The organism is Kitasatospora sp. NPDC028055, assembly GCF_040637885.1.
In the GTDB taxonomy this organism is placed as follows: Bacteria; Actinomycetota; Actinomycetes; order Streptomycetales; family Streptomycetaceae; genus Kitasatospora.
Map to the genome: position 1 here is coordinate 435,090 of NZ_JBEZXE010000001.1, position 12,801 is coordinate 447,890.

Genomic DNA, 12,801 nt, shown 5'->3' on the forward strand with positions numbered 1-12,801 from the left:
GAAAGGACTACGCAAATCGGGGCAGTCCAAGTCAACATGGACGACCCGCAGCGCCATCCCGAAGGAGGGTCCTCCCCTGTCCGTCGTGATCTCCGCCCCTGTCGTCCGCGGTCTGCGTCCCGGCGACGCCATCGCCCACCGCACCTGGCCGCTCGGCGAGGGCAACCCCAACGCCATCAGCGCGTTCCTCTACGAGCACGGCTGGTCGTGGGTGATCGACGCCGAGGGCGGGCTGCACGCCGCGTCGCCGTGTACCCAGGTCTACGTCGGCTACCAGCCGGACAACCGGCACGTCGACACCTGGATCATCGCGCTCACCGGTACCGCCCGGCAGCCTGGCTGGCGCGCCGCCTTCAACCGGCACACTCCCGCCGAGCTGGTCATCGACCTCCTCACCTCCATGGTCGCCCGCTCCACCCCCCGCCCGTCCGTCACCGCCTCGTCGCCCTCCTGAAAGGACGCGCCATCCCTCGCACGCTCCGTCTGCCTGCCCGTCGTCGCCTCGCCGTCGCCGAGTACCTGATCAGTGCCGCCGCCGTGGGCCTGGCCCTCCACGCGCTGCTGCTCAGCGAGCACGCCGCCGTCCGCGTCGGACTGCTCCTGATGACCCTCCAGCTGGTCGTCGCACGGGTCCTGCTCGTCCGTGTCCCGGCCGCCATCGAGCCCCCTGGCCACCGGATTCCCCGGCAGCGCTGCCCGCACTGCTGACGACCACAGCCTCCCCCCGCACGCCGCCGCGCCCCGGCCCGGCGGCCCAGTCATCGACGCGAACCTCGCGTCGAGCACCGCGACCACGGAGGCCCGTTGGAACCCGAAACCCTCGACCTGCGCGGCGACCGCGTCGGCATCACCCGCGCGTTCGGCACCGCCTACGGTCCCGCGAACCGTGCGGGCGAGCGGACCCGCTACCACGTGCTGGCCTACGTCGCCCCGTCCGACCGCTACCTGCTGGCCGTCGGCGGCATCGACGGCGGACACGGTCGGCCCCACCCCCGCGAGGGCTACTGCGGGTGGAGCACCACCGACCAGCTCGTCGAACTCGTCGTCGCCCACCCGGTCCGAGCCGACGGTGGCGGTCGGACCTTCTGCCACCACCACGTCGTCCCCGGCACACCCGAGCGCCCGTGCCGGGTCTGCCGGATCCGCCCGCCCCGCGCCGACTGCGACTTCTTCTCGCAGTCCCGCTACGCTCCACTGCCCCAGGAGGCTCTGTGACCACCAACCCGAACATCTCCCGCCGCGGCCTGCGCCGCGCGGCGGTCCTGCTGATCGCGCTCACCACCGTCTCGGGCGCCCTCGCCGTCGCGGCGGGCCTGCGGCACGACGGCGCCTGGGCCGCCGTCGAGCTCACCTCGTGCGGCGTGTCCGCGCTCGCGCTGCACCGCGTGAGCAGATGGCTCGACGCCGACGCCGACCGCGCGGTGCTCGCCGGCTTGGCCTCCGGCACGGCAACACCCGACGATCTTGCCGCCGACCTCGGACTGCGGGTCGCCGTCGTGCGGCTGAGCCTTGCCCGGTTGCGGAGCTCCGGCCTGGTCGAGAAGGACGGGCGCGGCTTCGCCCGCCGCCACGACCGGTAGGTGCGGCGCCCCGTTGGGGCAACGGTGAAGGGGCGGCACCGCGAGAAATCGCGGTGCCGCCCCTTCGTGTCGTTTCACGGAGTCCACCCGAGTCGGGCCACGGATCTTACGGCCGCCAGCCTCGGCCGATCCCCCGGCAAAATTGCAGCTCAGACCCATGCGCAGCGAATGCAGGATGTTGCGTCCGATGCAATACCGCGCATTAGTTGAGGTACATCCCCGCCCAGGAGCCGTCGTAGCCGGTCGAGGCCATGGCCGTCTCGAAGTCATCCCACGCGGCGGTGGGCGTCGAGTAGTGCTGCTCGAAGTACTCGACCGTCAGGTCGTCCTCGAGCCACTCGTGGCCGCAGCGGCAGCGGACGAAGACATGCCGGCGGATGTTGAGGAGCAGCCAGTCGCGGCCAGCCTTGCACTCCTCACACGTGATCACGGTGCCGCGGGGGTTCAGCTCGTCGTGGTGCGGGACCGCCCGGATCACGGGCTTGTCCTGGGAGAGGGTGGGGAAGTCGGGGATCGAGAACTCGATGCGGTCGAGCGGCGGGAGATCAGCCGGCTCGGTCGGGTCGTTGTGGCCATGGCCGTCGTGAGGTCTCGGCGAATCCGACAAGTACTGCCCTTTCGTAGCGGTGCCGGATCAAACCATGCATTGGCCGAATTTATTCCCGAAACGGCATTCCGTTACCAACCTGCGACCTTGAGGGCGTGGCGGGGTCGGATGGACTCCGGCATGCGGCCTCCAGGTTGAGACGGCTCGGGCGGCTGGGACTACCCGGTCGGCGCGCCCACCTAGACTGCTGCCGTGCCCAGGATCCGATCCGCCACCGAGAACGCCGTCCCGTCTGCGGGGCCCGGCGTGGTCTGGCACACGGCGGGCAGCGGCAAGTCGAACACAGTCGCATGGCTGCTCCAAGCCGCGAGGAGGGCGGACTCCCTTCGGGTCGGCAAGTGGCAGCGGGTACTGCGGGAGCGGTTGTCCCTCCTCCAGGAGATCAGGCAGCTCGACCAGCACCACCTGGCTGGCTCCGACCTTTCCCGCCTCGAAGCGGCCCTGCGCGACCTCGCCGACTCCGCGCCAGTGCCACTGACGAACGCTCCGCCCCGGCAGAACCTGACGACGATTCTCTTCGCCCGCGGCTGCGAGGCCGGCCTCGCGTGCTGCTCGCCGCCGAGCTTGCTGGAGGATCTCCCGCTCCCGCCGGGTGTGGAGGACGACGTCGCATGGGTGTCGGCGGCCTTGTCCGTCCTCGCCCTGGCGGCCTTGGTCGTGTCCGGCCGGCTGGCGCTCCCCTGCTCTGTCGCTCCTCCGCCGCCCGGGTACGTTCCGCCGACGTGGGCCTGCGCATGCGGCCCCAAGCGCTTGGGCGCACCGCTGATTCCCCGCGGACCCGACTCCGTGTCCCTGTCCGACGTCCGCTCGTGGGGACACCGGTCAGGGCTGGGCCGCGGCGGGCTGGTCCTCGCGGCGTAGCCGTACCGCGTGTCGCCTCTCTGACTTCCGAGGTTGACATGCAGTTTGTGAAGGGATTGACGGGGCTGGTGGCCGCCGCCGCGTCGTACGCCGTGCTGCCGTGGTGGGGCTTCCTCCTGTTGGTGGTTCTGGCGATCGTCGTGCTCGGCGGATCGCAGGTGATCACCACGATCTGGCCGACCGACTCGGCCGACCGCAAGGTGCTGATCGAGCGGTGGCAGATCGACTACCAGGACCGGTGGCACCGCCGCACGGATCGCCGAGAGCGCCGGCGGCGGCAGCGGAGAACGGACAGGGTGCTCGAGCGGAGCCGTCGCAGGCGCACCGGGCCACCACCTGGCGGCCCGGTGCCGTGACCCGCTCCCGGCGGATGCGGGGTCGGTGGTCGGGCCGGTCGCTCGAGTGGTGGGCGCTGGCGTCACCTTCGGGATGCTCGGGGCGGACCGGCCGGCGGACTGCTGGACTGGCGCTGGGGGGATGGGGCCGGAGCCGCTGTGGGGAAACGGGGCGAGCGTGCCTCCGCGGCGGCGGTACGGCCAACGGGCGCGGCGGGTGCGGCCTTCCCGCCCAGGAGGGCGGCGAGGTCCGGGCCGTAGTTGAGCCAGGTGTCGATGTCCGACCACATCTCCGCGTTGCGTTCCTCCACCACCGCGGTGTGGCCGGGCTCGATCGGTGTGCCGTCCGCCCTGGTGCGGCGCCGCAGGGCAGCGTTCCACTCATCGAGGGTCCGGTTGGCCGCCGCGAAGGTGTCGGCCAGGGCGCGCAGGTAGTAGCCGGCCTGGTCGGCCTCCCGCCCGGGCGGCAGGAGCCGGTGGGCGGCGTGGCCGTCCTGGAGGAGAGCGTCGGCGTGGGGCAGGACCTGCTGGAGGTGGGCGAGCGCGTCGGCGTCACGACGGACTTTGCCGTCGCCATAGAGCTGCTCGTCCAACGGCCAGCCGTCCTCGTCGCAGAGGCCGTCGGAGATCGAGTCCCAGTGGTCGAGGGCCTGTTGGGCTCCTCGGAGGGCCTCTTCCAGGACGCCCAATCGGTGCCGGGCCAGGAGCCGGTCGTGGCACGGCAGCAGCGTGCGCTCGATGTCGGCTGCTACTGCGTCCGGATCTGCGGGGACTGCGAGTTGGAGCTGGTCGTCGGCGCCCGCCTGCCGGGTGTAGGCGTGACCGTCGGCCAGCGCGATCGAGCGGATCGTGTAGCCGCGCCCGGTGGTGTGCTGGTCCTCCGTGACGAGGATGCCGATCGGCCGGGCGGGGTCGGTGAGGACGGAGGCGTTGCGGAAGTCGGCGAACCGGGTGGGGCCGAGGGCGAGCATCGAGACGATGTCGGCCATGTCCGCATCGAGGTGCAGGTGGTGCTCGGCCACCCAGGCCCCTGGCAGGCGGGCGGCAAGGGCGCTGGCGTAGGAGGGGAGGTCCACGGTCCTGTTCTCGGTTGTCGGCTTGGGGGTGGGGGTGTCGGCAGCGTGGGCGAGCGGATACGGTCGCGGGGCGGGCCCGGCGTGAGCAGTGCGTCGGGCCCGCCGCTGGTCAGCCGGTCAGCCCTCGGTCGGGGCGGGGTCGACCGCGGTGTCGAGCAGTCCCTCGGCGTGGGCGAGGTGCTCGTGGACCTGGGCGGCGTCGGTGCCGGTGACCACCAGGTGCCCAAGGCGCGCGGTGCCGAGGTCGCCGGCCGGAGGCAGGAGGACCTGCTCGCCCGGCTCGCACTCCCACACGAGCCGCTCCAGCCAGTCGGGGCTGCCCAGTTCGGGGCGGGGCCGGGCGGTGCGGACGGTTCCGGAGGTGTCCGGGTAGAGGAACCGGACGCCGGCGGCGCCCGAGCGGGTGGGGGCGAGGTCGGGCTCGCGGCCCAGCGCGATGTCGGCCGCCGCAGCGGCGAGGTCGATGCCGGTGGCGAGACGGACCAGGTGCCCGATCAGGTCTCCGCCGATGCGCCCGTTCACCTCGATCAGCCGGGGGCCGCCGGCGGTCAGGCGCATCTCGACGTGGGAGACGCCGGAGTTCATGCCGAGGGCGTCCAGGGCCGCCTCGGCGACCGGGCCGACCTGGGCGAGCAACGGGTCGGCGGCGGACACGACGTGGCCGACCTCCTCGAAGTGGGGTTCCGGTCCGAGCTCCTTGCGGGTGACGGCGACGGCGGTGGTGATGCCGTGGCGGGTGACGCACTCCACCGAGATCTCGGGACCGGCCAGGTACTCCTCGACGAGGATGCCGCTGCCCTCCTCGCCCTGGTCCTCGGCCCGGCCGCTGGCGTAGGCGAACGCGCCCGGCAGGTCGTCGGGGTTCTCCACCTTGATCACGCCGATGCTGCCCGCGTGCGCGCTCGGCTTGAGGACCACGGGGTATCCGATGCGGCGGGCCGCGCGGGCGGCGGTCACCAGGGAGGTGACCCGGATCGACTGGGCGGACGGCACACCCTCCGACGCCCACACCGCCCGCGAGGCAGACTTGTTGCGGCAGGCTGCGGCGGTGGCCGAGGACTGGCCGGGCACGCCGAGGTCGGCGGCGACGTGCGCGGCCGGCACCAGCGCGTACTCGTCCCACGTCAGCACACCCTTGACGGTGTGCCGCTCGGACAGGCGGGCGACCGCCCAGCGCAGCTGCTCCAGGTCGCCCAGGTGAGCCACCTCGTGGTCGCGGACGTAGTCCAGCTGCCAGGTCGGGTCGGTGGCGTTCACCAGGACCAGTGGGCTGCGGTCGGCGGCGGAGGCGAGACAGTAGGAGCGATAGGCCGGGTCGCCCGAGCCCAGCACCAGGAGCACCCCCTCGTCGCGGGTGTCGTTCGTCGGGGCGTTCGTGGTGGTCATGCTGGTCCTTCCGGTTCGTGGCGGCGAGGGGGACGGGTCTGCGGGCACGGCGGTGTTCACCAGCGGGCTGCCGGGGGCAGGTGCGGGGCGGCCTGGTCGCCCAGGCGCTTGGACAGCCGTCGCAGCGCGTGTTCGGTGGCGGGCTGGTGGCCGATCAGGTGGACGACGGTGCGCAGGATGCGCGGTCGGTAGCCGAGGCGGGCCTTCGCCAGGTGGTTGGCGCGGCCGGCGTCGATGAGGATCGCGCCCTGGTCGAGCGCCCAGCGGGCGGACTCGCACATCAGCCAGGTGTAGACGAGCGGGGCATGGGGGTGGTCGTAGTCGAGGCCGGACGCCCAGAGGTAGAGGCAGCCGTCGTACAGCCAGCCGTAGATCCCGCCGACGAGTTGGCCTCCGTGGCGGGCGGCGAGCAGGACGGTGCCGGGGACGGCGACCAGCTGCTCGAACATGTCGGGGCCGTACAACGCGGTGCCGTGGCGGTCGGCGGTGCCGGCGGCCAGCGGCGCGAAGGCGGGGACCGTGTCGAGGATGCCGCGGCCGGTGGTGAGCGGGTCGAGGACGAGGCCGGCTTCCGTGCCGCGGCGCCAGCGGCGGCGGATGTCCCGGCGCTGACGCGAGGGCATGCCCTGCCACCACTGGTCGATGCTCGGCCCGAGGGTACGGGTCCAGGCGACGTCGGTGGCCAGGTCCAGCACGGTTCCCCTGCCGGCGGTACGGGTGGCGGTGATCAGCCGGTCGGCCTGTGCTTGGTCGAGGCCGGGGTAGACGAGGGCGCTGGCACCGAGCCGGGCGGCAAGGTCGAGGCCGGCCCGGGTGGTGGCGGCGGCCATCGCGGCGGTTGCGGTGCCGGCACCGCCGTACTCGGCGTGGGGGCTGCCGGCGTAGAGGACGCGGCCGCGCCACACGGGCGGGATGCCGACGTCGACCTCCTGGCTCGTCCAGTACGGCGAGCCGTCCGCGTCGGTGAGGAAGAAGGAGACGGTCTCGTCGTCGCCGGAGGGGTCGGTCAGGTGGAGGTGGTGGTGGTCCAGGATCCGCTCGGTGGTCAACGTCGACCAGGCGCTCGCCCAGGCCCGGGTGCGGGAGGGGTGCGGTGCCCGCCGGCTGTCGGCCGGGACGTCGTCGGGGTGCTCGTACCAGCGGGCGGTGGCCTGGGGTACGGCGGCGCGGGGCAGGGTCATGCGGTGGCGATCTCCAAGGGGTTGCAGGTGGTGGGGTCAGGCGGCCTCGGCCGGGGCGGTCTGGTCCTGGGCGGCGGGCTCGGCGTCGGTGTGCTCGTAGGTGTGCCGGTGGCGGTGGAGTCCGACCAGGCAGAAGGCGGTGGCGACGGTGACGGCCACCGTGCCGCCGAACAGCAGGGCTCGTACGCCGTCGGCGGGGACGACGGCGACCAGCAGGCCGGCCACCGGAAGCGGTGCCAGGACGAGCAGAACGCAGACCGACAGCGTCGCGCCGAAGCGGCTGGCGGGGATCAGGCGGGCGCGGGCGGTGCGCAGGGCGACCGTCGCGGCGCCCTCGGCTGCCATCAAGGTGGCGACGGCCGCGGTGTAGGTGACCAGGGTCGGGGCCAGGGCGGCACCGGCGGCGGCCACGCAGGTGACGACGGAGGAGGCGAGGATTACGGGGAACAGGCCGTGCCGGTCGATGGCCGGCTTCGCGGCGAGGACGGCCAGCAGGCTGGCGCCCGCCGCGACGCTCCACACCAGGCCGGTGGCGGCGGTGCTGTGGTGAAGGTCTCGGGTGATGGTGATCGGGGTGGAGACCTGCAGGAGGCCGGACAGCAGGTTCGCGGCGGCGAGCGTGGCGACCAGCCAGGAGAGGGCCGGGGTGCCGAGCACGCCCTTCAGGCCGCCGGCCAGGGCGTCGCGGGCCCGCAGAGGGCGGTGCTCGGCGACCCGGCGCAGCCGCACCCGCGGGGTGTGCATGACCAGCGCCATGGTGATGGTGACGGCGGACAGGATCGCCACGGTGGTCAGCAGCAGGGCCGGACCGGCGAGCAGCAGCGCGCCGCCGATCAGCGGACCCAGTAGCGCCGCGCTCTGGTCGATCGCGGTGAACCGCGACTGCACCCGGTGCGCCTGGGCACCGGCCCGCCGGCTCGCCTCCGACCCGAGCGACTCGACCGCCAGGAAGGAGCCTTCGGCGAGCATCCCGGCGACGACGCCGAAGGCGAGCACCAGGGGGACGCCGAGCCCCATGCTCATCCCCATCAGGGTGAGCAGCGCGGCCCCGCCGCGCGCCAGGCTGGTCGCCAGGACCGCGGTCTGCGGGCTGTGCCGATCGACCAGCGGACCGCCGAGCACGATCGCGGCGAGCCGGGGGAGCCACTCCAGGAGGAACGCGGCGCCGGTCCAGATCACTGAGTGGGTGAGGGTGAGGACCAGCAGCGGCACGGCGTAGGTGATCACCGACCCCGCGAGGGCGTCGGTGCCGCGCAGCACGTAGCAGCGCAGCAGCCAGTCCCGGTCGCTCTGCGGAGCCCGCCGCAGGGCACGCTCGGCACGGTCGCCGGGCTCCGTGAACGGGAAGACGGACATACTGCTCCTGCTGGCTCGACGGCTCGGTGGTACGCCCGCCGACGAAGCGTCGATCGCGTTCGTCGGCGGGCGGACAGCCAGACTCTGCGCTCGTCGGCCCGACGCATCGCGCCGATCTTGTGGTACTGCGCCCCGGCACCACCGCGCACGCCGCGAGTTGCCTCTCTGCTGCCTCGACCACCGTCGGTCAGGACCACCTCCCCACCCCACGCGAAAGGGGGCCGGCACGTTGGTGCCGGCCCCCTTTCGGCATTTGTGGGGCCGTGCGACAAGCGCTCGGCCACCGCGACAGACGGAGGACGAGATGGAGCACCACAACCTCGTGGAGGCGTTCGGCGCGGTCGCGGCCGTGCTCGGCGTCGGACACGTGCTGGCCGACTACGTGCTGGGCCAGTCGGACCGGCAGGCCGCGCTCAAGGGTGCCCCCAGCCAGGAGGAGGTCGCTGCCGGCGTCAGCCCCCGTCGCGGCTGGGGTGCGTGCCTCGGCCACTGCGTGAGCTACCACCTCGTCATGGTCGGCTTGTACGGCGCGCTCCGGCTCGTGGTACCGCTTCCCGCGCTCGGCAGCACCACGGCGCTGGCCTGGTCGTTCGCCACACATGCGATCTTGGACCACCGCTGGCCTGTCCGGTGGATTCTCCGCCGGCTCGGCTCGGCGGGCTTCGCCGAACTTCGCGAAGGGGGTCTCACTGGCCTTCACCTGGCCGATCAAGCCCTCCACCGGACCGCCCTGATCATCTCGGCGGTGCTGCTCGTACGGCTGTAGCCGCCCCGGCTCCGGTACCACCGGGCGCTGCACGGACCGCGGCCTGGCGGACCGGACGGCCGGCGGTCCGACGAGGCCCAGCGGGGGCAGCGCCCGCGGACGCTGCCCCCCGTTCACCGATCTCCTTCCGCGGACCGAGCGCCGACCACGCGGTCGGCAGAACTCTGGAGGTAGACCTTGACGATCGACGTTGCCGACATGGACCAGCCCGACGACTACGAGCTGCTGGCGACGGGGGTGTGGAGGAACGGGGAGGTGGTCCCGGCCGTGGTCCGGGTCCGCCGGCCGGCCCCGCCCCGTCCGCTCCCCCCGCTCCCCGACTGGGGCAGGTGCGCCGGGACGCGGGACTGCATCGACGGCGAGTGCTACTGCGCCGAGCCGATGCTCTCCGACTTCATGTTCCCCGACGGGGACGGCCCGGACAGCTACGGCGGCTGGACCGGCTGGGAGGAGTAGCAGCTGCGGCCCCGGCGAAGCTCCGCCGGGGCCGCCCGGGTCCGCAGCAGGGCGGACCCGGGCGGGGTCAGCGCCGGCTGTTGCGGGCCTGACGCCCGGGTGCGGGCGTCGGAGCCGCCGGCCCTTCGGCCCTGGTGCTGATGCCGGGCTGCTCGGACTTGGCCTCGGGGGCGGCCGACAGCTTCGCGATCCGGCGCACCCGCCAGACCATGACGGCGGTGACGGAGTCGGCACTGTCGAGTTCGCGCCGGTTCCTGGCCCTCTCCAGGAGCGCGGCCGGGTCGTGGCCAGCCGCCTCCGCCTCCGCCAGGGTCGCCGCGAGCGCGTCCCAGTCGCTCCCGCCAGTCCCGCCGCTCCCGCCGGCTGCGGCTTCGGGCAGCTTCGCGCGGATCACCGCGTCCTGGCGCTCGCGCACGGGCGACGGCAGGGAGCGGCCTCGCTCGGCCATGGCCGCCATCGGGCGGGCGGCCACCGTGGCGTACGCCGCCCTCAGCTGCTCGGCCGCCGCGTTGGCGGCGGCGGCCTGCTGCGCGTGGGAGCGGGCCGAGTGCCACCGGGCGGAGGCGATGACCAGCAGGATCAGCGCCGAGAGCAGCATGGCGGTCACGCCTCCGTCCTCTCCCCGGTTCCCGGCGTAGCCGCTGCTGAGCATCTGGCGGGCCGCTGCTCGAACCGCCCGGTTGTCGGAACGCTCGGCGCGTACGTGGGAGCGCGATGCCCGCTCGAACGCCCTTGCCGCGGAGAGCAGTTGTGCCCTGGTGTCGGCCGGGGCACGGACGGCCAGGACGTCGATGATCTCGATCGCACCGACGAGCTGCGCAGCCGCGTCCTCCTCGCTCCCCTCTTCGATGGTGCGGGTGGCGTCGTCGACCGCGGCTGCAGCGTCCCGGCGGGCACGGGCGGCCCTGGAACCGGGCACACGGGCCTTGCCCGTGGCCGGATCGCCCGGCTCGGCGGCGCTCGCTCCGTCGGCCCGGACGCCGCCGCCCAGCCGCTTGCGGATGCGCGGCAGGGAAAGGTCGGGGGACAGCTTCGAGCCGGGGAAGTAGACCGGATCACCTGCGGCGTTGCGGTCGTCCGGGTCGGCGACCGAGTAGCCCAGCGTGTCGCCGGAGGGTCCGACGCGCCGCTGCACCAGCAAACCGGCCGCAGCGAGGCGGTCGAAGAACTCGGCCTCGCTCTGGCAACCCGCGACAGCGCGGCGGACCTGGTCCCGCAGCTGGAGCCGAACGGGCTCCGGGCGTCCGAGCCGCTCGGCCTTGTGGGTCTCCGCGCTGGTCGGACGCTTGGCGGCGGTCTTGTCGCCAGGGTTGAGCTGGCGCAGGCCGAGCTCCTTCTCGATCTGTCGGCATTCGTCCTGCGCACGCTGGGCGTCGTTGTGGAGGCGGGCACCGCGCAGGTCGCCGCGCACGATGGTGGCCATGATGTGGATGTGGCGGGGGTCGTGGCGTACCGCGATCCAGCGGCAGCCGTCCGGGTCGCCGGGTTCGGCGAGGCCGACGGCGGCGACGACTCGGCGGGCGACTTCACCCCACTCCTCGTCGGAGAGGATCCGCTCGTCCGGGTCGAGGCTGACCGGGCAGTGCCAGACGTGGTTCTTCAGGCGTCGCCGCCCGCGCTGGTTGACCCGCAGGTCGAGGACCTGCTCCAGCTGCTTCAGGCTGGCTGCGGGGTCGCGGCCGGGGTCGGGCGCGAATCCGTCGAAGGACGCCACCAGGTGCGGGTCGAAGTGTTCGTCGTGCTTGCCGGGGCCGTAGAGGTAGGCCAGCAATCCGTACGTTTTGCTGCCGCGGCTGACGTCAGGGACCAATTGGTCCACCGGTGACCAGCTGGGCGGCAGCGGCGTCGATCGCGGCGACCGCAGCGCGGACGGCTCCGAGCGTCGGGGCGAGCTCGGCCGGCTGGACGTAGCCGGCGGCGTTGAGGCCGAAGACCATCTGGTTCAGGTTGTTGCCGACGCGGGCGAGCTGCGCGCGGGAGGACGCGAGTTCGTCGACGGCTCGGTCGAGACGGTCTTGGGGGTCGCGGTTGGCAGCAGTTCCGCGGGCGGCGCTGATGGCGCTGGTCGCGAGGAAGCGACCGACGGTCACAGCGCGGAGCGCGGCAGCGGCGTCGATCTCGGTCTTCTCGTCGGTGTTCAGACGGACAGTCAGCTTGTGGGAGCGGCTCTCAGGGTCGCGGTGGCGGCGGCGCGGGCGGCGCGCGGGCGGCGCGTCGGCGGGCGGCTCGGCGGGCAGTTCGACGGAGTCGTTCAGCGACTCGATCTTCTCCTCCTCCGTCTTTCCTCCCGGCACCCCCTGGTGCCGGAAGACCGGTGACGAGTCGAGCGCCCCCGCTCGGCTCGTCACCGGTCTCCCTCGCCCCCCTTCGGGGCGAGGGCAAGTGCCAAAGTCGGGCGTAAGCCCGGCTTTGGCGATAGCTTGCTGCGCCGTAGGGGCCAAGCGGTCAGCCACCTAACTGCGGTACTGGGCAAGCGATTTGGCGCGGTCAGGCGACGGCGGCCTCCAGTTCGAGCTTGGCGTCGAGGAGCAGCCCGAGCCCGTAGTCCATGACGTCGACGGGGCCTTCCAGGACGATCTTGGGCCCGTGCGTGGTCCGGCGGACGAGCCAGCTTCCGTCGCTGGCGACGGTGGCCGTGCGGACCAGGCGCTGCTCCAGGAGGAGGCTCATCAGGGCGTCGGGCGTGGTCTTCGGCGTGCTGGTGCGGGTCATGGGCGTTTCCTCGGAAGCGAGTTGGGCGTGGGGCGGGGTCGTGGTGAAACGGAGTGCGAGGTGCTCGCGGATGCGGGTGGAGAGGTCGGCGGAGGTTTGGCGTCGGTGTCCTCGATCATCCGCAGCAGCTTGCCCATGCGCTCGTTGCTGATGGAGTAGCCCTCCTGTCGAAGCCCGGCGGCCACGACCTCCCGGTTGGTCCGGCCAGCGCGCGCGGCGGCTTGCCTGGCGACAGGCACCAGAACCTCGAGCTTCACCCGCGCCCGTCCGATTGCGGGAGCCGGACCGGACGGACCCGGCACGGGGACCGGACCGGACGGACCCGGCACGGGAGCCGGACCGGACGGACCCGGCACGGGAGCCGGACCGGACGAGCCCGGCACGGGAGCCGGACCGGACGGACCCGGCACGGGAGCCGGACCGGACGGACCCGGCACGGGGACCGGACCGGACGGACCCGGCACGGGAGCCGGACCGGACGGACC

15 protein-coding genes are annotated in these 12,801 nt (G+C 73.3%); 7 read left to right on the forward strand and 8 right to left on the reverse strand.

The features are described from left to right. The first annotated feature begins 85 nt into the window (after positions 1-85). From AB0F71_RS02155 to AB0F71_RS02170, 4 genes are all read left to right on the forward strand, one after another. Positions 86-454, forward strand: a complete 369-nt coding sequence (locus AB0F71_RS02155) for a DUF317 domain-containing protein (RefSeq protein ID WP_360226703.1) — start codon at positions 86-88, stop codon at positions 452-454. An 83-nt stretch (positions 455-537) separates the two neighbouring features. Beyond that, positions 538-708, forward strand: a complete 171-nt coding sequence (locus tag AB0F71_RS02160; RefSeq protein WP_360226706.1) for a hypothetical protein — start codon at positions 538-540, stop codon at positions 706-708. Positions 709-804: 96 nt separating this feature from the next. Beyond that, the gene (locus tag AB0F71_RS02165) at positions 805-1,215 is read left to right on the forward strand and encodes a hypothetical protein (RefSeq protein WP_360226709.1); all 411 of its coding nucleotides are present in this window, start codon (positions 805-807) and stop codon (positions 1,213-1,215) included. Continuing rightward, a complete protein-coding gene (locus AB0F71_RS02170) occupies positions 1,212-1,580 on the forward strand; it encodes a hypothetical protein (RefSeq protein ID WP_360226712.1) in 369 nt (122 codons plus the stop codon). Before AB0F71_RS02165 ends, AB0F71_RS02170 begins: the two co-directional genes overlap by 4 nt. Before the next feature lie 202 nt (positions 1,581-1,782). Here the strand turns inward: AB0F71_RS02170 and AB0F71_RS02175 are convergent, their stop codons facing one another. Then, entirely contained in the window at positions 1,783-2,187 is a 405-nt protein-coding gene (locus AB0F71_RS02175; protein ID WP_360226715.1) for a hypothetical protein, read from the reverse strand. A gap of 899 nt (positions 2,188-3,086) precedes the next feature. Between AB0F71_RS02175 and AB0F71_RS02180 the strand changes: the two genes are divergently transcribed. After that, positions 3,087-3,404, forward strand: a complete 318-nt coding sequence (locus AB0F71_RS02180) for a hypothetical protein (protein ID WP_360226718.1) — start codon at positions 3,087-3,089, stop codon at positions 3,402-3,404. 62 nt (positions 3,405-3,466) lie between these two features. On the opposite strand, the gene AB0F71_RS02185 is transcribed toward AB0F71_RS02180, so the two are convergent. The 4 genes from AB0F71_RS02185 to AB0F71_RS02200 all read right to left on the reverse strand — a co-directional run bounded on the left by AB0F71_RS02185 (position 3,467) and on the right by AB0F71_RS02200 (position 8,382). Next, positions 3,467-4,459: a hypothetical protein gene (locus AB0F71_RS02185; RefSeq protein ID WP_360226721.1), complete on the reverse strand. Its 993-nt coding sequence runs from the start codon at positions 4,457-4,459 to the stop codon at positions 3,467-3,469. A 117-nt stretch (positions 4,460-4,576) separates the two neighbouring features. Then, entirely contained in the window at positions 4,577-5,845 is a 1,269-nt protein-coding gene (locus tag AB0F71_RS02190) for an ATP-grasp domain-containing protein (RefSeq protein WP_360226724.1), read from the reverse strand. Positions 5,846-5,901: 56 nt separating this feature from the next. Then, positions 5,902-7,026 carry a GNAT family N-acetyltransferase gene (locus AB0F71_RS02195; RefSeq protein WP_360226727.1) on the reverse strand — a complete coding sequence of 375 codons (1,125 nt, stop codon included), beginning with the start codon at positions 7,024-7,026 and terminating at the stop codon, positions 5,902-5,904. A gap of 36 nt (positions 7,027-7,062) precedes the next feature. Next, positions 7,063-8,382 (reverse strand): MFS transporter, encoded by a 1,320-nt coding sequence (locus AB0F71_RS02200; RefSeq protein ID WP_360226730.1) that lies wholly within the window; start codon positions 8,380-8,382, stop codon positions 7,063-7,065. Between the two features lie 304 nt (positions 8,383-8,686). Between AB0F71_RS02200 and AB0F71_RS02205 the strand changes: the two genes are divergently transcribed. Beyond that, positions 8,687-9,148, forward strand: a complete 462-nt coding sequence (locus AB0F71_RS02205) for a hypothetical protein (RefSeq protein WP_360226733.1) — start codon at positions 8,687-8,689, stop codon at positions 9,146-9,148. 177 nt (positions 9,149-9,325) lie between these two features. Further along, entirely contained in the window at positions 9,326-9,604 is a 279-nt protein-coding gene (locus tag AB0F71_RS02210; RefSeq protein ID WP_360226736.1) for a hypothetical protein, read from the forward strand. A 67-nt stretch (positions 9,605-9,671) separates the two neighbouring features. Here AB0F71_RS02210 and AB0F71_RS02215 read toward each other — a convergent pair whose 3' ends face one another. The 3 genes from AB0F71_RS02215 to AB0F71_RS02225 form a co-directional block, all read right to left on the reverse strand. Then, the gene (locus tag AB0F71_RS02215) at positions 9,672-11,375 is read right to left on the reverse strand and encodes a relaxase/mobilization nuclease domain-containing protein (protein WP_360226739.1); all 1,704 of its coding nucleotides are present in this window, start codon (positions 11,373-11,375) and stop codon (positions 9,672-9,674) included. A gap of 28 nt (positions 11,376-11,403) precedes the next feature. Then, on the reverse strand, positions 11,404-11,952 hold the full coding sequence (mobC, locus tag AB0F71_RS02220; protein WP_360226742.1) for a plasmid mobilization relaxosome protein MobC: 549 nt from the start codon (positions 11,950-11,952) through the stop codon (positions 11,404-11,406). Between the two features lie 139 nt (positions 11,953-12,091). Continuing rightward, positions 12,092-12,316 (reverse strand): hypothetical protein, encoded by a 225-nt coding sequence (locus AB0F71_RS02225; RefSeq protein WP_360226745.1) that lies wholly within the window; start codon positions 12,314-12,316, stop codon positions 12,092-12,094. Positions 12,317-12,801 lie beyond the last annotated feature (485 nt).